At 65.5% G+C, this 20606-nt stretch carries 14 protein-coding genes and 1 pseudogene; 11 read left to right on the top strand and 4 right to left on the bottom strand.

What is annotated here, in order from left to right:
• Position 1 precedes the first annotated feature (1 nt).
• Entirely contained in the window at positions 2-1036 is a 1035-nt protein-coding gene (locus LRS12_RS04805) for a LacI family DNA-binding transcriptional regulator (protein ID WP_374581246.1), read from the bottom strand.
• Between the two features lie 294 nt (positions 1037-1330).
• Here LRS12_RS04805 and LRS12_RS04800 point away from each other — a divergent pair, with 294 nt between their 5' ends.
• From LRS12_RS04800 to LRS12_RS04760, 9 genes are all read left to right on the top strand, one after another.
• Positions 1331-3973, top strand: a complete 2643-nt coding sequence (locus tag LRS12_RS04800) for a TonB-dependent receptor (protein ID WP_257843575.1) — start codon at positions 1331-1333, stop codon at positions 3971-3973.
• A gap of 49 nt (positions 3974-4022) precedes the next feature.
• Entirely contained in the window at positions 4023-5552 is a 1530-nt protein-coding gene (locus LRS12_RS04795; RefSeq protein WP_257843574.1) for a tryptophan halogenase family protein, read from the top strand.
• A complete protein-coding gene (locus LRS12_RS04790) occupies positions 5549-7360 on the top strand; it encodes an alpha-amylase family glycosyl hydrolase (protein ID WP_257843573.1) in 1812 nt (603 codons plus the stop codon). The genes LRS12_RS04795 and LRS12_RS04790 overlap by 4 nt, the downstream gene beginning before the upstream one ends.
• Complete coding sequence (locus LRS12_RS04785; RefSeq protein WP_257843572.1) at positions 7357-8982, top strand: alpha-amylase family glycosyl hydrolase; 1626 nt, start codon at positions 7357-7359, stop codon at positions 8980-8982. The genes LRS12_RS04790 and LRS12_RS04785 overlap by 4 nt, the downstream gene beginning before the upstream one ends.
• 33 nt (positions 8983-9015) lie before the next feature.
• Positions 9016-11082 (top strand): glycoside hydrolase family 97 protein, encoded by a 2067-nt coding sequence (locus tag LRS12_RS04780; RefSeq protein ID WP_257843571.1) that lies wholly within the window; start codon positions 9016-9018, stop codon positions 11080-11082.
• Between the two features lie 77 nt (positions 11083-11159).
• Positions 11160-11627: a (2Fe-2S)-binding protein gene (locus LRS12_RS04775; protein WP_257843570.1), complete on the top strand. Its 468-nt coding sequence runs from the start codon at positions 11160-11162 to the stop codon at positions 11625-11627.
• Positions 11624-13765 (top strand): molybdopterin cofactor-binding domain-containing protein, encoded by a 2142-nt coding sequence (locus LRS12_RS04770; protein ID WP_257843569.1) that lies wholly within the window; start codon positions 11624-11626, stop codon positions 13763-13765. Before LRS12_RS04775 ends, LRS12_RS04770 begins: the two co-directional genes overlap by 4 nt.
• Positions 13762-14388, top strand: a complete 627-nt coding sequence (locus LRS12_RS04765; protein WP_257843568.1) for an Isoquinoline 1-oxidoreductase subunit — start codon at positions 13762-13764, stop codon at positions 14386-14388. Before LRS12_RS04770 ends, LRS12_RS04765 begins: the two co-directional genes overlap by 4 nt.
• Complete coding sequence (locus LRS12_RS04760) at positions 14376-14555, top strand: KOW motif-containing protein (RefSeq protein ID WP_257843567.1); 180 nt, start codon at positions 14376-14378, stop codon at positions 14553-14555. Before LRS12_RS04765 ends, LRS12_RS04760 begins: the two co-directional genes overlap by 13 nt.
• Positions 14556-14566: 11 nt before the next feature.
• Here the strand turns inward: LRS12_RS04760 and LRS12_RS04755 are convergent, their stop codons facing one another.
• Positions 14567-15085, bottom strand: a complete 519-nt coding sequence (locus LRS12_RS04755) for a rhodanese-like domain-containing protein (RefSeq protein WP_257843566.1) — start codon at positions 15083-15085, stop codon at positions 14567-14569.
• Positions 15086-15199: 114 nt separating this feature from the next.
• Between LRS12_RS04755 and LRS12_RS04750 the strand changes: the two genes are divergently transcribed.
• Together LRS12_RS04750 and LRS12_RS04745 are read left to right on the top strand one after the other, a co-directional pair.
• The gene (locus tag LRS12_RS04750) at positions 15200-16612 is read left to right on the top strand and encodes an amino acid permease (RefSeq protein WP_257843561.1); all 1413 of its coding nucleotides are present in this window, start codon (positions 15200-15202) and stop codon (positions 16610-16612) included.
• Positions 16609-17475, top strand: a complete 867-nt coding sequence (locus LRS12_RS04745) for an S-methyl-5'-thioadenosine phosphorylase (RefSeq protein ID WP_257843560.1) — start codon at positions 16609-16611, stop codon at positions 17473-17475. The genes LRS12_RS04750 and LRS12_RS04745 overlap by 4 nt, the downstream gene beginning before the upstream one ends.
• Here the strand turns inward: LRS12_RS04745 and LRS12_RS04740 are convergent.
• Positions 17472-20046: pseudogene (locus LRS12_RS04740) on the bottom strand (HWE histidine kinase domain-containing protein). The gene LRS12_RS04745 and the pseudogene LRS12_RS04740 sit on opposite strands and share 4 nt — an antisense overlap.
• A complete protein-coding gene (locus tag LRS12_RS04735; protein WP_257843559.1) occupies positions 20021-20578 on the bottom strand; it encodes a biliverdin-producing heme oxygenase in 558 nt (185 codons plus the stop codon). The pseudogene LRS12_RS04740 and the gene LRS12_RS04735 overlap by 26 nt, the downstream one beginning before the upstream one ends.
• Positions 20579-20606: the final 28 nt, after the last annotated feature.

Raw genomic sequence — 20606 nt, 5'->3', positions numbered from 1 at the left:
GTCAGGCCGGTGCGCCGCACGAGCGGCGGACGACGAGTTTGGCGGGAAGCAGGACGTCGTGGACGCGCTCCTCACGGATGCGGCCGAGCAGGGTCTCGACCAGCATCCGCCCGGCGGCGCGGGTGTCCTGCATCACGGTGGTGAGCGGCGGGTTGGTGAAGCTTGCCGCGGCGATATCGTCGAACCCGACCACGGCGACATCCTCGGGAACGCGGACGCCACGCGCAGCAAGTGTGCGCATCGCGCCGATCGCGATCAGGTCGCTCCCGGCGAGGATCGCATCGATTCTCGCGCCGCGCGCGATCAACGCTTCGGCGGCGGCGGCACCAGCTTCCTCTGAGGTGAGCGCATCGACCTGAAGCACGGGATCGTGAGCGATCCCGGCCTCCTTGAGTGCGGCAAGATGACCGCGATAGCGGTCGTGGAACTCGGGATAATGGCTCGACGCGTGGCCGAGAAACGCGATGTTCTTGCGACCCAGCTCGACCAGATGGCGCGTCGCCGCGCGCCCGCCGCCATGATTGTCGCACCCGACGGTCAGCCCCGCGCCCTCCGCCTCGACCGACCCCCAGCGCACGAAATGGGTGTTCTGCGCGATCAGTTCGCGGATCTTGGCACGGTACAGCTCGTAATCGCCATAGCCGAGCAGGATCAGCCCGTCGGCGCGCCGCGAATCCTCATAATCCTGATGCCAGTCGCTGCCGAGCTGCTGGAACGACACCAGCATGTCCTGCCCATGATCGGCGCAGGCGCGCATGATTGAGCCCAGCATCGAGAGGAAGAAGGGATTAATCGCGCTGTCGTCGGCGCTTTCGTCCTGAAAAATCAGCACCGCGAGCGTTTCGGCATGGCGGCTGCGCAGGTTCGATGCGGCCTTGTCGACGCGGTAATTCAGCCGGCGGGCAATCGCCTCGATCCGCATCCGCGTCGCTTCATTGACCCCGCGCCCGCCGCGCAGCGCGCGCGACACGGTCGGCTGCGACACGCCGGCAAGGTGCGCGATGTCGAACGATGTCGGCTTGCGTTGCATGGCCAGTGGCACCCAATCCCCTAAGCGTCCGCGGATGTGCCCTCCGCTTGACCCGTGAACGTTGAGCGCCTTTCCGCGCGGCGTCAATGTTGCGCAACGGACACGCAGCATGGCCTTGCCGGTGAATACGTATGCCGTTCGCTGGCGTATCGCGGCGCTTGCCCTGAATATTATGCGTAACGCGCCGCAAGGGTGCGCCCCGGCCAGATTAGGGGGCCGGCATAGGGGAGGATATGATGCGTCACATGCTTGGCGGCCGCGCGGCCGCACGACTTTCCAACGGAGCCAGCGGGTCGGCGATTGCCGCCGCGATCCTCGTCGCCGGACTGGCGATGCCCGCCCAAGCGCAGGACGCTGAGCCTGCAGCCGAGAGCGAGGAAGTCGTCGTCACCGGCTTCCGCGCCGCACTGGAAAGCGCCGTTTCGACCAAGAAGGAATCGGAGCAGATCGTCGAGGTCGGTCTCGGCCGAGGATATCGGCAAGCTGCCCGACGCCTCAATCGCGGAATCGATTGCGCGCCTGCCGGGTCTGACCTCGCAGCGCATCTCGGGCCGCAGCTCGTTCATCTCGATCCGTGGCTTTGGCCCGGACTTTTCGGCGACGCTGCTCAATGGGCGTCCGCAGACCTCGACCAACGACAATCGGGGCATCGAATTCGACCAATATCCTTCGGAAATTGTCAGCGGCGTCAACGTCTATAAGACCCCGAACGCTTCGCTGACCTCCCAGGGACTGGTCGGCACGGTCGACATCCGCACGATCCGCCCGCTGGAATATGGCAAGGAAGTCTTCGCGGTCGGTGCACGCGGCATCTACACCGACATGGGCAAGCTCAACAGCGGGTCTAAGGACTGGGGCTATCGCCTCAACGCGACCTATGTCGGCAAGTTCATGGACGATCGCGTGGGCGTCGCGCTCGCTGCGGCCTATGTCGACGAGCCCTATCAGATCGAGGAGTTCGAGGCCTGGGGCTATGCGGATGTCGGCGGTGTCAATCTGATCGGCGGCGTAAAGCCGTTCGTCACCACCTCTCAGCTCAAGCGGCTCGGCATTTCGGGCACGATCCAGGCCGATCTCGGCAGCAACTGGATGATGACGCTCGACGGATTCTATTCCAATTTCGACGATACCCAGATCAAGCGCGGCATCGAACTGCCGCTCGCGTGGAGCGGCGCGGCGCTTTCGCCGACCGGGCGGGAGACGACCGGCAACCTCATCACCGCGGGTACGTTCACCGGGGTCGAGGGCGTGGTCAACAATCACAATTATCTGCGTCAGGCGGACCTGTATTCGGGCGGTTTCAATCTGCGCCACGACGGTGACGACGGCTGGAACGTCAATTTCGACTTTGGCTGGTCGCGCACCGATCGCCGCGAGCTGATCCTCGAATCCAACGCGGGCACCGGACCCGGCGGCGGCGTCGGCGCGACCGACACGCTGTCGTTCCGCACCACCGGGACGGGCACCTATTTCACGTCGCATGTGCTCGACTACAGCAATCCGACGACGATCGTGCTGACGGACCCGCTTGGTTGGGGCGGCGGCGCGCCGGGTGGCCGCCAGCATGGCTATTACAATGACCGTATCGTCGACGATGAGCTGTTCAGCTACCTCGCCGAGATCGAGAAGGAGTTTGACGGCGGCTTCATCAAGAGCCTGCAGTTGGGTGCCAACTATGTCGATCGCGAAAAGTCGCTGGTTCCGGATGAATATTTCCTCCAGCTCGCGGGTGGTGCGTTGCAGGCGCAAGTGCCGACGCAATATCGCCTGACGCCGACCAATCTCGACTATCTCGGCCTTGGCCCGATGCTGAGCTACAACCCGCTCGACCTGCTCAATGGCGGGGTTTACACCCGCGTCGCCAACACCGCGCAGGACGTGCTGTTCAAGAGCTTCAGCGTCGAGGAAGAGGTGCTGAGCGGCTTCGCGATGCTGAACCTCGATTCCGATCTGGGCGGAGCGCGGCTGACCGGCAATCTGGGCGTGCTGGCACAGCACACCAACCAGAACTCGACCGGCTATATCATGACCCCGACCGGGCCACAGCTGCGCACGCTGGGCGACGATTATTGGGACGTGCTGCCCAGCCTCAGCCTGTCGCTGCGCTTCGACAGCGACTTCGTGATCCGCTTTGGCGCGGCGCGCGAAATCCAGCGGCCGCGGCTCGACGATATGCGGGTGAACATTTCCTATGGCCCGAACGTCGCCGAGCGCATCGTGACCGGCAGCGGCGGCAACCCCTCGCTGCGCCCCTATCGCGCCACCGCGTTCGACCTGACGTTCGAGCGGTATTTCGGACGGAGCGGATATGTCGCGCTGCAGCTGTTCCACAAGACGCTGCACAACTACATCTACACCGGGGAGCGGCCGTTCGATTATTCGAGCTATCCGATCATCCAGCCCACCCCGCCGGTTAGCACGATGGGTCGGATCAGCCAGCCGTTCAATGGCGAGGGCGGCGAGATCTATGGTGCCGAATTCGCCGGCACCGTGCCGTTCGAGACCTTTACCTCGGCGCTATCGGGCTTCGGCGTGACGGGTGGCGTATCCTACACCAAGTCCAAGATCGCGCCTGAGCCGGGCCAGCCGCCGGAGAATATCCCCGGCTATTCGGACTGGGTTGCCAACGGCACGGCCTATTTCGAGAAATGGGGCTTCAACCTGCGCGGCAGCGTTCGCTATCGCTCGACCTTCCTGGGTGAGTTCTCCGGCCTCGGCGCGGTCCGTCAGCGTCGCCGTGCGCTGGATGAGACGATCATCGATGCGCAGATCGGCTACGACTTCCAGCCGGGCAGCGCACTCGAAGGGCTGTCGCTGTTCCTCCAGGGTTCGAACCTGACCGACGAGCCGTTCGTGGCGATCAACCCGGGCCGACCGCTCGAGGTGATGAACCACCAGCGCTTCGGCCGTCGCTTCCAGGCCGGCTTCACCTTCAAGTTCTGATCTCTCCCGTATCCCCCGGCGGCTCGCCCGCCGGGGGAAAGGCGATACGATGTCTGAAATGTTGCGCAGCATCGTCATCGCCGGCGGCGGAACCGCCGGCTGGATGACCGCAGCGGCGCTCGCGCGCTTCTGCGGCAAGGGCTGGCGGATCACGCTCGTCGAATCCGAGGAAATCGGCACCGTCGGGGTGGGCGAAGCCACCATCCCGATGATCCGCAACTTCAATCAGGCGCTGGGCATCGACGAGGCGCAGTTCCTGCGTGAGACCCAGGGCACCTACAAGCTGGGGATCGAATTCGCCGGCTGGGGCGGGTTCGAGGATCGCTACATCCACGCCTTCGGGCTGGTCGGGCGTGGGCTGGGGCTGCTGCCCTTCCACCATTACTGGCTGCGTGGACGCGCTGCGGGCCGGGCGGGGCCGCTGGGTGACTATGTGCTCAACGCCGTCGCGGCTTATGGAAACCGCTTCGCGCATGTTCAGCGCGCGCCGGACAGCGCATTGCCGCCGATGCCCTATGCCTATCATTTCGACGCGGGTCTTTACGCCGCATTCCTGCGCCGCTTCGCCGAGGCGCGCGGCGTCGTGCGGGTCGAGGGACGGATCGCGGAGGTCGAGCGCGACGGCGAAAGCGGCGATGTCGCGGCGCTGACGCTGGTTGGCGGCGAGCGGGTCGCGGGCGAGCTGTTCGTCGATTGCACCGGCTTTCGCGGGCTGCTGATCGAAGGCGCGCTGGCGACCGGTTATGAGGATTGGAGCCACTGGCTCCCCTGCGACCGCGCGGTCGCGGTGCCGTGCGCGAGCGCCCGTCCGCTCACGCCCTATACCCGCGCCACTGCGCGCAAGGCGGGGTGGCAATGGCGCATCCCGTTGCAGCACCGCACCGGCAACGGCCATGTCTTTTGCTCGCGGCACACCAGCGAGGATGAGGCGACCGCGACGCTGATGGCGAACCTCGATGGCGAGGCGCTGGCCGAACCGCGCATGCTGCGTTTCACCACCGGCAAGCGGAAGAAATTCTGGAACCGCAATGTCGTGGCGATCGGCCTGTCGTCGGGGTTCATCGAGCCACTGGAATCGACTTCGATTCATCTGATCCAGACCGGGATCAACCGGCTGCTCGATTTCCTGCCGAGCGGGGCGGTCGCGGATGCCGATCGTGACGGGTTCAACCGGATGGCGGATTTCGAGATCGACCGGATTCGCGACTTCGTGATCCTTCACTACACCGCCAATGGCCGAGTGGGTGAACCCTTCTGGGACGCGCTGCGCACGATGGAGCTGCCCGAGCCGCTGGCAAACCGCATCGCGATGTTTCGCACCGACGGCCGCATCGTGCGTGAGCATGACGAATTGTTCGACGTCCCCGGCTGGTTGCAGGTGATGGTGGGACAGAACATCCTGCCCGCGCGCTGGCACCCGCTCGCTGATCAGCTCGACGACACGCAGCTCGACCAGTTCCTCTCGACCATCTCAACCGCTTTCGCCCGCGATGCGGCGCGGATGCCCGACCATGATGCATTCGTCGCGCGCTTCGTGGCGACCCCGCAATCTCAGCCCCAGGAAGTGACCCGCGTATGAAGCTGTTGCCGCTGATCCTAGCCACCGCGCTCGCCAGCCCCGTGCTGGCCCAGACCCCCGCACCGCAACTGCGCGATCGAACGGCGGAGCAAGAGGTACTCTACTTCATGCTGCCCGACCGGTTCGAGAATGGCGACCCTAAGAACGACAAGGGCGGGCTCAAGGGCGACCGGCTCACCCATGGCTTCGACCCGACGCACAAGGGGTTCTTCCATGGCGGCGACCTCAAGGGGCTGATCTCGCGGCTCGATTATATTCAGGGGCTCGGCGCGACCGCGATCTGGCTTGGGCCGGTCTACAAGAACAAGCCCGTGCAGGGCGGTCCGGGGCAGGAAAGCGCCGGCTATCACGGTTACTGGATCACCGACTTCACCCAGGTCGACCCGCATTTCGGGACGAATGCGGAGATGAAGGCGTTCGTCGACGCGGCGCATGCGCGCGGGATCAAGGTCTATCTCGACATCATCACCAACCACACGGCGGACGTGATCCAGTATCGGGAGTGTCCGGTCAGCGCCTGCGCCTATCGCAGCCGCGCCGACTATCCCTACCAGCGCAAAGGGGGCGTCACCGGCAAGGCCATCAATCCGGGCTTTGCCGGTGACGGCATCGGCACCGCGGAAAACTTCGCGAAGCTGACCGATCCCACTTATGCCTACACCCCGTTCGTGCCCGAGGCGGAGAAGTCGGTGAAGGTGCCAGCATGGCTCAACGACCCGATCTGGTATCACAATCGCGGCAACACGACCTTCCGCAACGAAAGCTCGACGATCGGCGATTTCGTCGGACTGGACGATCTGATGACCGAGAATCCGCGGGTGGTTCAGGGGTTCATCGACATTTACGGCGGCTGGATCGACCAGTTCGGGATCGACGGCTTCCGCATCGACACCGCGCGGCACGTAAACCCGGAATTCTGGCAGGCATTCGTGCCAGCGATGGAAGCGCGCGCGGCGGCGAAGGGCATTCCCAATTTCCACATCTTCGGCGAAGTGGCAAATGAGGGGGATGCCGGCGACTTGGCACTGCACACCCGCGTCCACCAGCTGCCCAGCGTGCTCGATTTCGGGTTCCGCGCAGCGGTGCAGGCGACCGTGGCGGGGAGCAAGGGGACCGACACGCTCGCGGCTCTGTTCGACCGCGACGCGCTGTATGAGGGCGGAGCGGCGACCGCGCTGCAGCTGCCGACCTTCATCTCCAACCACGACCATGGCCGCTTCTCGACCGATGTGCGCAAGGCGTTCCCCAAGGCGGACGATGCCGAATTGCTCGCGCGGGTGAAGCTCGGCCACGCGATGCTGATGCTGTTGCGCGGCGTGCCGACCGTCTATTCGGGCGACGAGCAGGGGTTCATCGGTGACGGCAACGATCAGGACGCGCGCGAGGACATGTTCCCGAGCAAGGTCGCGGTGTACAATGACAACACCCTGATCGGCACCAGCAAGACGACGGCGGATTCCAATTTCGACATGACGCATCCGCTCTATGTCGAAATTGCCAAGCTGTCGGCAGCACGCCGCGCGACGCCCGCGCTGAGCAAGGGGCGGCAGGTGACGCGCAACTATGACGAGACGCCCGGCCTGTTCGCGGTGTCGCGCTTCGACCCTGCCACCGGCGCCGAGGTTGTGGTCGCGTTCAACACCAGCAGCACCCCGATCACCCGCAATGTCGAGGTCGGTGTCGGGTCGACCGGCTTCACTGCGATTGTCGGCAGCTGCCCCGCCAGCGCCGCCGCGCCCGGAACCCTGACCGTCACGCTCCCCGCATTCGGCTATGTTGCCTGCGCCGCCACGGGAGCTGCCAAGTGAATCAGGCCGCACCGTTGACGATCACCGAAACGCAGCAGGACTGGTGGCGCGGAGCGGTCATCTACCAGATCTATCCGCGCAGCTTCGCCGATTCCAATGGCGACGGGATCGGCGATCTGCCCGGCATCACTGCGCGGCTCGACCATGTCGCCTCGCTGGGGGTGGATGCGATCTGGCTGTCGCCCTTCTTCACTTCGCCGATGCGCGATTTTGGCTACGACATCGCCGATTATTGCGATGTCGATCCGATCTTCGGGACGCTGGCCGATTTCGATGCGCTGGTCGCCCGCGCGCATGTGCTGGGGCTGAAGGTCATTATCGATCAGGTCTATTCGCACACCTCCGACCAGCATGCATGGTTCAAGGAAAGCCGGGCGAGCCGCGATAACCCGCGCGCCGACTGGTATGTCTGGGCCGATGCCAAGTCGGACGGGTCGCCGCCAACCAACTGGCAGTCGGTATTCGGCGGCCCGGCCTGGACCTGGGACGCGCGGCGCGGGCAATATTATCTGCACAATTTCCTGAGCAGCCAGCCTGACCTCAACCTCCACAATGCGGAGGTTCAGGATGCGGCGCTGGCGGCCGCGCAATTCTGGCTCGAGCGCGGGGTCGATGGCTTCCGCGTCGATGCGATCAACTTCGCGATGCACGACCCCCAGCTGCGCGACAATCCGCCCGCGCCCGATGATGGGAGACCGCGCACCCGCCCGTTCGATTTCCAGCAGCATCTCTACAACCAGAGCCACCCCGATATCGTCGGCTTCCTCGAGCGCCACCGCGCGCTGACCGATGCGCATGGCGGCGCGTTCACGGTCGCCGAGGTCGGCGGCCCGACGCCCGAGGCGGAGATGCACGCCTTTACGTCGGGAACGACGCGGCTCAACAGCGCCTATGGCTTCGACTTTCTCTACGCGCCCAAGCTGACCCCTGCATTGGTGAAGAGGGCGGTCGAGACCTGGCCCGATGCGCCGGGCACGGGCTGGCCGAGCTGGGCGTTCGAGAATCACGATGCCCCGCGCGCGGTGTCGCGCTGGGTGGAACCCGAGCATCGCGCTGCATTCGCGGCGATGAAGATGCTGTTGCTGCTGTGCCTGCGCGGCAATGCGATCCTGTTCCAGGGCGAGGAGCTGGGGCTGAACCAGGTCGAGATCCCGTTCGACAAGCTGCAGGATCCCGAGGCGATTGCAAACTGGCCACTGACGCTCAGCCGCGACGGGGTGCGGACTCCGATGCCGTGGCAGGCGGATGCGGAGAATCTCGGTTTTGGCGCAGGCGAGCCGTGGCTGCCGGTCGGGGCGGATCATGCCGCGCTGGCGGTCGATCGGCAGACCGCAGAGAATGGCTCGCTGCTCAACCTGACCCGTGGCCTGATCGCGACGCGCGCGGCCAACCCGGCGTTGCGTGAGGGCGCGATGGCGGTGGTCGCGGCGGGTGAGGCGCTGCTGGTGTTCACCCGCAGCATCGCTGGCCAGCGCCTGACCTGTGCATTCAATCTGGGCACGACTGCGCTGGCGTGGCATCCCGAGGTCCACGACCGGGTCCGGGTGATCGCGGCTGTCAACGGTGCGGCCTCCGGCATGCTGCCCCCTTATTCGGGCATGGTCCTCGAACATACAGACTGACGCGCTTGTGGCGTCGCCGACAGGAGAGTGAAAATGCGTGCAACCTTGACCCTGACAGCGTTGACGCTGCCGTTAATCGCGCTGGCCGGCCCGGCGCTGGCGCAGGATGTGGCCCAAGCGACGACGGCGCAGGCGGGCGGCGCGACCGCAGCATCGCCTGATGGCAGCCTGAAGGTCACTGTCACCACCGACGGCGACGGGCGCCCCTACTACAGCGTCACGCGCAACGGGAAGCCGCTGATCCAGCCGTCGCGCATGGGCTTCATCCTCGGCGATGCGCCCAAGCTTGAGCGCAATTTCGCGCTCGAGAGCCAGAAGGTGACCGCCGCGGATTCGACCTGGGAACAGCCCTGGGGCGAGTGGCAGAGCGTCCGCGACCGCCACACCGAATTGCGCGTGCGGCTCAAGGATCGCACTGCGACGGCGCGGGTCATGGACGTGGTGTTCCGCGTGTTCGATGACGGGTTCGGCTTCCGCTACGAACTGCCCGCCCAGGCTGACGGCAAGCCCTACCGCATCGTCGAGGAGCTGACCGAATTCGCGCTGGCCAGCGACGGCACCGCCTGGTGGACCCCGGCGGGCGAGTGGAATCGCTACGAATATCTCTACAACAAGACGCCGGTCAGCAGCATGACCCAGGCGCATACCCCGGTGACGATGAAGCTGGCCGACGGCACCCATGTCGCGTTTCATGAAGCGGCGTTGGTCGATTACGCCGGCATGTGGTTGCGCCGGGTGGAGGGGACACGTTTCCGCGCCGAGCTGTCGCGATCGTCGCAGGGTGCGGCGGTGATCCGTGAGGGTGCATTCACGACGCCGTGGCGCACGCTGCGCGTCGCCGACAGCGCGGCAGAGCTGTACATGTCGCAGCTCGAACTGAACCTAAACGAACCCAACAAGCTGGGCGATGTCAGCTGGTTCAAGCCCAGCAAATATGTCGGGGTGTGGTGGGAAATGCACCTCGACACCGCGACTTGGGGCACCGGCGAACGGCTGGGCGCGAAGACGGAGAATGTGAAGCGCTACATCGACTTCGCCGCGAAGAACGGCTTTCGCGGCGTGCTGGTCGAGGGGTGGAATGTCGGCTGGGACGGCAACTGGTTCGACAATGGCGATGACTGGGACTTCGACAAGCCGGTGGCGCAATTCGATATGGCGGTGCTGTCGGCCTATGCGAAGAAAAAGGGCGTCCATATCGTCGGCCATCACGAAACCGGCGGCGGCGCGGGGCAGTATGAGGCGCAGTCCGACGACGCCTATCGCTATGCGGCGGCAAACGGGATCGAGGTGGTGAAGACCGGATACGTAACCGATGCCGGACAGATCGATCGCGTCTGGGCCGATGGCCGGGTGACGCAGGAATGGCATGACGGCCAATATATGTCGCGCCACCACCTCAACATCGTCAGGACGGCGGCAAAGTACAAGGTCGCGGTCAATCCGCACGAGCCGATCAAGGATACCGGGTTGCGCCGCACTTATCCCAACTGGGTCAGCCGTGAGGGCGCGCGCGGGCAGGAGTATAATGCGTGGGGCGAGCCGAAGAATCCGCCCGAGCATGAGGCGAACCTGTTCTTCACCCGGATGCTCGCCGGGCCGTTCGACTTTACTCCCGGCGTGCTGAGCCTGGAGGGCAAGGGCGGGACGCCGTTCATGTCGACGCTCGCCAAGCAATTGGCGCAGTACATCGTGCTCTACTCACCGATCCAGATGGCGGCCGACCTGCCCGAGAATTACGCCAAATATCCCGGCGCGTTCCAGTTCATCAAGGATGTCGCGGTCGACTGGACCGACACCCGCGTGCTCAACGGCGAGGTCGGGGAGTATGTGACCGTGGTGCGCAAGGCCAAGGGGACCGGCGAGTGGTTTCTGGGCGCGGTAACCGACGGCACGTCGCGGACGACGACGGTTCAGCTCGACTTTCTGGAGCCGGGCAAGAGCTATGAGGCGCACATCTATCGCGACGGCGAGGGTGCGGATTATCGCACCGACAAGCGTCACGCGATCGTGATCGAGAAGAAGCGGGTGAAGGCGGGCGACAGCCTGTCGATCTGGATGGGACCTGGCGGCGGTGCCGCAGTGCGGTTCGTTGCCAAGTGACCAACCGCGGGTGAAATAAATTCATTTCGCGAAACGATGGTGGTGGCTTAGCTTGCGCCCAGACAGGAGGCGCATCGATGGCCACCACCTTCCAGTTGAACGGCAAATCCGAAACCTTCGCCGGCGATCCCGAAACGCCGTTGCTCTGGGTCCTGCGCGACCATTTGGGGCTGACGGGAACCAAATATGGCTGCGGCGTCGCGCAATGCGGGGCGTGTACCGTGCATCTCGACGGGATGAACCGGCGGTCCTGCGTGACCCCGGTCGGGATGGTCGCGGGCAAGAGCGTGACCACGATCGAGGGCGCGAGTGGCAAGGTCGCCGATGCGGTCAAGGCCGCCTGGGTCCAGATCGACGTGCCGCAATGCGGCTTTTGCCAGTCGGGGCAGGTGATGTCGGCCATCGGCCTGCTGACCGCCAAGCCCAAGCCGACCGACAAGGATATCGACGCGGCGATGGCGGGGAATATCTGCCGCTGCGCCACCTATGTCCGCATTCGTCAGGCGATCAAGGACGCTGCGGGCGTGAAGGGAGCACAGGCATGAACGCGGTCGCCAATCGCCGCGGCTTTCTGACTGGAAGCGCCGCGCTCACCATCGGCTTCACCCTGCCGGTCAAGGCGGCGAAGGCACAGGGGGGCGGCGCGACGCTGACCCCCAACGCATTCGTCCGCATCGGGACCGACAGCCGGGTGACGATCATCGCCAAGCATGTCGAGTTCGGCCAGGGGCCGGCCACGGGCGTGGCGACGATTATCGCCGACGAGCTGGACGCGGCATGGGATCAGGTGCACGTCGTCTTCGCCCCGGCCAATGACCCGCTCTATCGCAACCTGATGTTCGGCACGATGGGCGTCGGCGGATCGACCGCGATGCGCGAAAGCTGGGACCAGATGCGCATGGCGGGTGCGGCCGCGCGCGCGATGCTGGTCGAGGCGGCGGCAAAGCGCTGGGGTGTCGCGCCCTCCGCCGTCGCGATCTCCAAGGGCGTGGTCAGTGCTGGCGGCAACAAGGCTGGCTTCGGCGAACTGGTCGCAGACGCGGCACAGCTGCCGGTGCCGCAAAAGCCGGTGCCCAAGACCCCCGACCGCTATGTCTATATCGGCAAGCATGTCGCGAAGGTCGACAGCAAGGCCAAGACCGACGGGTCGGCGGTGTTCACGCAGGACGTCCGCCTGCCCGGCATGGTCCATGCCGCCGTGCGGCGTCCGCCTGCCTTCGGTGCGACGGTCAAGAAAGTCGAGGATAGTGCGGCGCGCGCGATCCCCGGCGTGCTCGACGTCAAGCCGATCCCGAGCGGGGTGGCGGTCTATGCCCGCGATACCTGGACCGCGCAGCGGGCGGCAGCCGCGCTGGAGGTCGACTGGGATTTGTCGAAGGCAGAGACGCGCTCGTCGGATCAGATGCTGGCCGAATATAGCGCCGCCGCGCGCACGCCGGGCAAGCAGGTCGAGGCGGCGGGGGATGCCGCTGCGGCGCTGGGCCGCGCGGCGAAGACGATCGACGCGATCTATTATTTCCCGTTCCTCGCGCATGCGCCGATGGAAACGATGGACTATGTCATCGAGAAGAAGGGTGAAGGGATTTCGGTCCATGCCGGCAGCCAGTTTCAGGTCGGCGAAATGGGCGCGATCTGTGGCGTCGCCGGGGTTCCGTTCGACAAGAGCGAACTGGTCCAGCATTTCGCCGGGGGCAGTTTCGGTCGCCGCGTCAATCCGATGATGTCCGACGGCAGCGAGGCGGCGGCGTGCGCGCGCGCCTACGGCTTTGCCGCGCCGGTGAAGGTCGTGGCGAGCCGCGAGAACGACCTGACCGGCGGATGGTATCGCCCGATGACCGTGCATCGCGTCCGCGCCGGGATCGACGCCACCGGCGCGATCAGCGGCTGGGATCAGGTGTGCGCCGCCAAGTCGATCATGAAGGATACGCCGTTCGAAGCGATGGGCATCCGCGACGGCATCGACGGCAACATGATCGAGGGCGCGAACGACACCAACCAGTACAAGATCGGCGATTTCCGGCTGGGCCAGCACATGATGAAGGGCGGCGTCCCGGTGCTGTGGTGGCGATCGGTCGGCCACACCCACACCGCGTTCGTCAAGGAAACGCTGATCGACGAGCTGCTCGAACTGGGCGGCAAGGATCTGGTGCAGGGGCGCATGGACCTGCTCAAGCATGAGCGGGCCAAGGGCGTGCTGGCCAAGGTCGCGGCGATGTCCGGCTTCGCCAAGCCCCCAAAAAAGGGCCGAGCCAAAGGGATTGCGGTGCATGAGAGCTTCGACTCCTATGTGGCGCAGGTCGCCGAGGTCTCGAAGGGCAAGGACGGCCTGCCCAGGGTGCACAAGGTCTGGTGCGCGGTCGATTGCGGGATCGCGGTAAACCCCGACATCATCCGCGCGCAGATGGAGGGCGGGATCGGCTATGGCCTGGGCCACGCGCTCTATGCCGAGGTGACGCTGGGCGAGGGCGGCGTCGTCCGGCAGACCAATTTCGACAGCTATCGCTCCCTGCGCATCGGCGAGATGCCCGATATCGAGGTCGCGATCATCCCCTCGACCGAAAAGCCGACCGGGGTCGGCGAACCGGGCGTCCCCCCGATCGCCCCCGCCGTCGCCAATGCCTGGCGCAAGCTGACCGGAAAGGCGGTGCGCCGCCTGCCCTTCGCGCATGGAGACAATGCATGAGCGTGCAACGTTACGGCCTGATCGCGCTGGGGTTCGCCGCGATCGCGCTGCCCGCCGCGGTGGTGGCATCGAGCCAGTCGGCGGCGCCGGTCGGGCTGAAGCCCGTCGCGGCTTTTGCGACCATTTCCGATCCGGCGGCGCGGTCGGCGGCGATCTTTACCGAGATGGGCAAGGTGCTGACGCATCCGCGCTGCATCAACTGTCACCCGCGTACCGACAGCCCGTTGCAGGGCGATGATATGCGCTTTCACATGCCCCCGGTCGAGCGCGGGTCGGGCGGGATGGGTGTCGCGGGAATGGAGTGTTCGACCTGTCACGGCCCGCGCAATGTCGCGTTCGCCGATGGCAAGGGCAGCATTCCGGGGCATCCGCTATGGCATCTCGCCCCGGCCTCGATGGCGTGGGAGGGCAAGTCGCTGCGCGAAATCTGCGAGCAATTGAAGGACCGCAAGCGCAACGGCGGCAAGACGCTGGCGCAGATCCACGAGCATAATGCCAGCGATACGCTGGTCGGCTGGGGCTGGAATCCGGGGCCGGGGCGGACCCCTGCTCCGGGAACTCAGGCACAGTTCGGCGCGCTGACCAAGGCGTGGATCGACAGCGGGGCGAAATGTCCGGGGTGATCGGCAATGGCGATGCGTGCGAGGTGGTCGATGGCCGCCACAAGGGCCGCGCCGGGACGGTCGAGGATGTGAACACCAGCAAGACCGGCTCGGTGACAATCACCGTGCGCGAGGGTGACGGGACGCGGTTCAAGACGCTGCTGAAGAGCGTGCGGGCGCCCGTTTAGCACGGAGAGAGTCACGCCAACCCGCGCACCCACTCCACCTTGGGATCGTCGAAATCGATCACGTCCGCCAGCTCCCAGACGTTCGAATAGCCATAGCCGACCAGATTGATGAACGTCTGGATATTGAGAGCGAGTGGCGCGGCCTTCATCGGAACCGGGCGGACGCGGTTCGAGAAATTGTTGTTGCAGTAGATCAGGACCATCCGTTTTCGGTCGCGCCCAATGAGATTGCGGAGCGACTCCGCATTGAAGTCGGGCAGTGGCAAATTGGCTGCGCCGCGAATATGCCCCTCGCGAAACGCCGTTTCGGACCGAGCGTCGAGCAACACCGTACCGCGCGATGCAGCCTGTTCCTTGAACTTGGCAAAGGGCAACAGCCGCTGCGCGCGCAGTCGGCGGACGTCGCCGGTCAACTGTTCGAATCCGCCATAGTCGATCTGCGGATTGGGCTCCTGGGGCAATTTGCGCTGGGCGAGTGCAGGCGTGGCTGCGGTCGCGCCGAGCGTGATGAGAAACAGGCGACGGTGCATGGCCGAACTCCGTTTTGCTGTCGCAACGATGCGCCTCGTCGCATGTCGCCGGGATGAACCGTTGACGACGCGGCAATCCCGTCGCACCCACGTGCAATAATCAGGGGGGACGGCATGGCCGACGGACTTTTTCGGACGAAAAGCGTGAAGGGCGCGGAAGATCACGCCCCCGAGCATCGGCTGGCGGCGACCCTGTCCTGGCCGCATTTGATCGCACTCGGCATCGGCGCGATCGTCGGCACCGGCATATTGACGCTGATCGGCGTCGGTGCCGGGAAGGCGGGGCCAGCGGTGATCCTGTCCTTCGTCATCGCCGGGGCGATCTGCGCCGCCGCCGCGCTCGCCTATGCCGAAATGTCGACGATGATGCCGGCGTCGGGCAGCGCGTACAGCTACAGCTATGCCGTGCTTGGCGAGATTATCGCCTGGGTCGTCGGCTGGTCGCTGATCCTCGAATATTCATTGGTGGTCAGCGCGGTCGCGGTCGGTTGGTCGGGCTATGCCGCGCCGCTGCTGCAATCTTGGGCCGGGGTGCCGATGGAGCTGATGCAGGGGCCGCATGCGGGCGGCATCGTCAACATCCCCGCCATCGTCATCATCGCGATCGTCGCGGGGCTGTTGTGCCTCGGCACGCGGGAAAGCGCGACGCTCAACGCGGGCCTCGTCATCGTGAAGATCGTTGCGCTGGCCGTCTTCGTCGCGGTCGCGCTGCCCTACTTAAACAGCGCCAATTTCGAGCCATTCGCCCCGTTCGGCTTCGCCAAGAGCGTGTCGGCCGACGGGGTCGAGCGCGGGGTGATGGCTGCCGCCGCGATCATCTTCTTCGCATTCTACGGCTTCGACGCGATCTCGACCGCCGCGGAGGAGACCAAGAATCCGGGCCGTGACCTTGCCATCGGCATCGTCGGGTCGATGGTCGCGTGCGTCGCGATCTATATGCTCGTCGCGGTCGCGGCGGTCGGCGCCCTATCCTACACGCAATTCGCCGACAGCCCGGAGCCGCTGGCGTTGATCCTGCGCGAACTCGGCCAGCCGCGTTTCGCCACCTTCCTCGCCATCTCGGCGGTGATCGCGCTCCCGACGGTGCTGCTCGGCTTCCTGTTCGGGCAGAGCCGCATCTTCTTCACCATGGCGCGAGACGGGATGCTGCCGATTGCGCTGGCGAAGGTGTCGTCGCGCGGCGCGCCGGTTCGCATCACCATCTTCACCGCGATCATCGTCAGCGTGATCGCGGGGCTGTTGCCGATCGACGAGATTGCGGCGCTTGCCAATGCCGGGACTTTGGTCGCCTTCGCGGCGGTCGCAATCTGCATGATGGTGCTGCGCCGCCGTGCGCCGGACGCGCCGCGCATGTTTCGCACGCCACTCTGGTGGCTGGTCGGCGCGATCGCGGTGCTGGGCTGCGCCTATCTGTTCTTCAGCCTGCCGGCCAAGACTCAGCTCTATTTCCTGATCTGGAACGTCCTCGGGGTTGTCATCTACTTCGCCTACGCCCGCCCTAAAGTGAGCAAACAAGGCGTGGTATGAGCAACTGGCATATCGGGATCATCGGCGGATCGGGGCTGTACGAAGTCGAGGGCGTCGAGGGCGGCGAATGGGTCAATGTCGCCTCGCCCTGGGGTGAACCCTCGGACGCGATTTTCACCGGACGGCTGGGCCATGTCCGCGTGTCTTTCCTGCCCCGCCACGGGCGCGGCCATCGGATCAGTCCGTCGGAACTGAACGCGCGCGCCAATATCGATTGCCTCAAGCGGCTGGGTGTAACCGATATTCTGTCAGTCTCGTCGGTCGGCGGGCTGCAGGAGGAACGCGCGCCGGGGACATTCACGATCGTCGACCAGTTCATCGACCGCACCAAGGGGCGTCCGTCGAGCTTCTTCGGCACCGGCATGGTCGCCCATGTCTCGATGGCCGATCCGATCTGCCCGCGCCTGTCTGCGCTTGCAGCGGACGCTGCCGAGGCGGCGGGGGCGAGCGTGCATCGCGGCGGCACCTGCCTGGTGATGGAGGGGCCGCAATTCTCGACCCGGGCCGAAAGCCACCTTTACCGCAGCTGGGGCTGCGACGTGATCGGCATGACCGCGATGCCCGAGGCGAAGCTGGCGCGCGAGGCGGAACTGCCTTTCGCGATGGTGGCGATGGTCACCGACTATGACTGCTGGCGCGAAGAGGAGGCCGCAGTCGATGTCGCGCAGGTGATCGCGCAGCTCGGCGCCAATGCGACCAAGGCGCGGGCGATGGTGCTGAACCTGCTCCGCGACTTGCCCGCCGAGCGGACGGCGTCGCCGATCGACACCTGCCTCGACACCGCGCTGATCACCGCGCCGTCCGTGCGCGATCCGGAACTCCTCGCAAAGCTCGACGCTGTCGCGGGCCGGGTGCTGGGCTAGCCGAGCATCTCCGCCAGCGCGCGGGCGAGATTTTCCAGCGTATAAGGCTTCTGCACCACCGGCCGGCCGCGATGCTGGTCTGGAAATTGCGCCTGTTCACCATAGCCAGTCGCGAACATGAACGGGATTTCCCGCTCGAGCAGCGCGTCCGCGATCGCGAAGCTGGTGGTGCTACCAAGGTTGATGTCGAGGATCGCCACCGTCGGCGGCGACGCGGCGATCAGGTCCAGTGCGGCATCGACCGATGCTGCGGTCATCACATCCGTCGCGCCGAGCCGGGTGGCGATATCCTCGGCATCGAGCGCGATGATCAGACTGTCCTCGACCAGCAACAGCCGTTGACCCTTGAGCAGGTCGGTGGGCGGCTCCTCGCGATGGCCGTGCGGTGCGCGCGGAAAGTGGATTCGCGGTGCGCCACCGTCACGCGGCTTTGAAACATGGCGTGCGGGAATGCAGAAATCTGCCTCGAACCCGCCTGCAGCATAGCGCATCGCTGCCTCGCCGCCGAGGTCATAGGGGACCGAGCGTTCGATGATCGTGGTGCCGAATCCCTTGCGCGACGGCTGCGCCACCTTGCGGGCCGTTGAGTTCGCGCCAATGGAGGAGCAGATCGCCGCGCGCATTGCATGTCCAGTTGAGCTTCACCGTTCCGCCCGGCACCGACAGCGCGCCATATTTGGTCGAGTTGGTGACGAGCTCGTGCAGGATCAGCGCCATCGTCGAATATGCCTGGGGGTTGAGCATCACCGGCTCGCCCTCGCTCAGGATCCGGTCGCCTTCCTCGGTAAAGGCAGCGGCTTCGGCGTCGATCAGCGCCTGGAGCCAGGCCGGGCCCCAATGATCCTCGGTAATCTGGTTGTGCGCGCGGGCCAGCGCGTGGATTCGCCCATCGACGACCCGCACGAAATCGCGCACCGCTTCTTCCTCCGGCTGCGCCTGGCGGATCAGCCCGCGGATCAGGCCCAGGATGTTGCGAACGCGATGATTGAGTTCGGCGATCAGCAGTTCCTGACGCGCGCCCGAGCGCTGACGTTCGGCAGACGCTTCGTCGGCAAGGCGCAGCACCACTTCGATCAGCGTCGCGCGCAACGTTTCGGCGACACGCAGTTCCGACGCGGTGAAGGGGCGCGATCGACCGCGCACCAGTTCCTTCCACTCCTCGAAACTCTCGCGCGGGGTCAGGCGCGGGCCGTTGGGGCCGTAATCGACCGGCTTGTGCGGATCGCCGGCCCAGCGGATCGAACGCACCATTTCACTGCGAAACAGCACGACATAGTCGCGCGGAGAGCGCGAGATCGGGATCGCGAGCAATCCGGCGGCGCTGCCCGCGAAGGGCTCCGCATCGACGATCAGCGATCCGATATGATCGGTCGCGAACACCTTGCCCGCTGCCGTCGCGTTGAGTGCGCGAATGATCCGGCGGAAATCGTCGGTCGGCGGCGTGATCCCGGAAAAGGCGTAGCTGCCGTTGAGCCACACGCCGACGCCATCGGCGGGGATGGCGTTGGTGAGGATGTCGGCCAGCCAGTCGGGGTCGCGCAGCAGCGTCTCGTCGGAAGCGACCGCGCCGAGCAGCTGGTCGGAAATGTCGCGTGCGCGTCGCTCGAACTCCACGGTCTGCTGCCGCTCGCGGCTTTCGAGGCGCATCGAGAACATCTGCGCGAACAGCTCGGAGATTGAGCGCCGCTCGAAGCTGGGGCAGCGGGGAGCATAATGGTGGCAGGCGAACAGACCCCATAATTTGCCATCGACCAGGATCGAGATCGACATCGACGCGTCCACGCCCATGTTGCGCAGATATTCGATATGGATCGGCGAGACCGATCGCAGCAGCGACAGCGACATGTCGAGCGGCTCACCCTTCTCGTCCAGCTCGGGCACGATCGGTACCGGGGTCGCGTTGACGTCGGCGATCACACGCAACAGGTTGCGGGTGTAAAGGACGCGCGCCTGCGTCGGGATGTCGCTCGCGGGATAGTGCAGACCGAGAAAGCGGCCGATGCCGGGTTTGCACGCTTCGGCTACCACCTCACCCGAACCATCGGCGGCAAAGCGATAGACCATGACCCGGTCATAGCCGGTCAGCGCGCGCACCTGACGCGCGCCTTCGCGGAAGAAGGACAGCATGTCACCGCACTGGTCGAGCCGGGCGATCATCGATCGCACCATGCCGGTGACGTCGCCGATCTCGCCCGACGAGCGTTCGCCCTCGATCACGATCTGTCCGCCCGACATGTGAATGGCGATATCGAACCGGCCCGCGTCCGGGGTCAGTTCCACGTCGAACAGCCGCTCGATTGCGTCCGGACTGCGCAGCATCGCGGTACGGTTGCGCAGGTCGTGGATGACCGGCGCGGGCAGCAGATCGGCGAGCGGATGGCCGACAATCTGCTCGGGATAAAGGCTCAGATACTCGGGCAGGTTCGCCGAACTGCGTGCGACGATCCAGTCTGCGGTCAGAGCGATCAGAAACCCGATCGGCTGGATCGTGCCAAGGATATGGATGGGTTCGCGATCACAATTGGTAAGATCGACGGGGTTCGGATCATTCAACGACGGGCATCCTTCCATGCTGGCGCGCGCTTCGCCAGAACAGGTCGAAGACGGCACGGGCAGCGCCTACCGCCGCATCACGCTGGTCTCCACTTGTGAGAGTCCCGTCCAGAACCTCGATCAAGCTGCGCCAGCGCTTCGGCGCAGGCTGGCAACGGATGAACCGGCCCGGAAGGTCCATCGGAACGTTACGCGCGAGCAACGCGCCGCCCAGACGGGAGCCTTCAAGGACATAGATCGCGCCAAGTGCCGCAGCATTATTCGGCAGGTCGAGCGCTGCGGGAGCGGGGATCGGGGCGTCGAGATCGGCCAGATCTGCGGCGATCAGGGGTGCGCGGCGGCGTTCGGGCCAGTCGGGCAGAATCGCGCGCGGATCGAACGCGTCGACCGCCGCCTCCACCGTCACCAGTGGTTGCGCCTGAGCGATCAGGAAAGCGCGATAGCCATCGCGGTTGGACAGGTCGAACCCGCCAAAGGCGTGATCGACCCGCTCGTGCGCGGACGCAGTGGCGCTGCGCAACAAGCTGCGGGTGGTGTTGGGGGGAGGCATTTGGATCGACTGTGGCGGATCGGATCAC

The sequence above is a fragment of the Sphingomonas sp. J344 genome (genome assembly GCF_024700005.1).
Taxonomy (GTDB): domain Bacteria; phylum Pseudomonadota; class Alphaproteobacteria; order Sphingomonadales; family Sphingomonadaceae; genus Sphingomonas.
Note: the sequence above shows the minus strand (reverse complement) of the source record. Positions and strands in the feature narration are given on the sequence as shown.

Bases quoted from the DNA above. Each gene is read 5' to 3' on its own strand.
- LRS12_RS04780 (WP_257843571.1), top strand. From the start codon at position 9,016: ATGCGTGCAACCTTGACCCTGACAGCGTTGACGCTGCCGTTAATCGCG.
- LRS12_RS04790 (WP_257843573.1), top strand. From the start codon at position 5,549: ATGAAGCTGTTGCCGCTGATCCTAGCCACCGCGCTCGCCAGCCCCGTG.
- LRS12_RS04760 (WP_257843567.1), top strand. From the start codon at position 14,376: ATGTCCGGGGTGATCGGCAATGGCGATGCGTGCGAGGTGGTCGATGGC.
- LRS12_RS04750 (WP_257843561.1), top strand. From the start codon at position 15,200: ATGGCCGACGGACTTTTTCGGACGAAAAGCGTGAAGGGCGCGGAAGAT.
- LRS12_RS04755 (WP_257843566.1), bottom strand. From the start codon at position 15,085: ATGCACCGTCGCCTGTTTCTCATCACGCTCGGCGCGACCGCAGCCACG.
- LRS12_RS04765 (WP_257843568.1), top strand. From the start codon at position 13,762: ATGAGCGTGCAACGTTACGGCCTGATCGCGCTGGGGTTCGCCGCGATC.
- LRS12_RS04745 (WP_257843560.1), top strand. From the start codon at position 16,609: ATGAGCAACTGGCATATCGGGATCATCGGCGGATCGGGGCTGTACGAA.
- LRS12_RS04775 (WP_257843570.1), top strand. From the start codon at position 11,160: ATGGCCACCACCTTCCAGTTGAACGGCAAATCCGAAACCTTCGCCGGC.
- LRS12_RS04795 (WP_257843574.1), top strand. From the start codon at position 4,023: ATGTCTGAAATGTTGCGCAGCATCGTCATCGCCGGCGGCGGAACCGCC.
- LRS12_RS04735 (WP_257843559.1), bottom strand. From the start codon at position 20,578: ATGCCTCCCCCCAACACCACCCGCAGCTTGTTGCGCAGCGCCACTGCG.
- LRS12_RS04770 (WP_257843569.1), top strand. From the start codon at position 11,624: ATGAACGCGGTCGCCAATCGCCGCGGCTTTCTGACTGGAAGCGCCGCG.